1 protein-coding gene is annotated in these 217 nt (G+C 51.6%); it reads left to right on the top strand.

Going from position 1 to position 217, the window contains the following annotated elements; genetic code table 11:
• Positions 1-217: hypothetical protein (locus FDX22_RS24680; protein ID WP_186805471.1), on the top strand; the 217-nt coding region annotated here is incomplete at both ends.

The raw sequence follows: 217 nt of genomic DNA, 5'->3' as shown, positions 1-217 counted from the left end.
ATCCTGTCGCCGTTTGTTTCCGTCATTTCCAGTCGTTCAACGGTTGGGTTACGTACCAAACGCTGGAAACTGTTCCTGATCCCGGAAGAGTATTCTCCGCCGAAGGTGCTGGTGGACACGGATAACTATCTGGAGTTGAACCGTAATCGTTCGCTGGATGATGGTTTCATGCACGCTGTGTTTAACCCGTCGTTTAACGCGCTGGCAACGGCAATGG

It is taken from the genome of Citrobacter sp. TBCS-14, assembly GCF_005280805.1.
Classification (GTDB): domain Bacteria; phylum Pseudomonadota; class Gammaproteobacteria; order Enterobacterales; family Enterobacteriaceae; genus Citrobacter; species Citrobacter gillenii.
The sequence above is the reverse complement of the archived record's forward strand: the minus strand, read 5'-3'. Positions and strand labels throughout refer to the sequence as shown.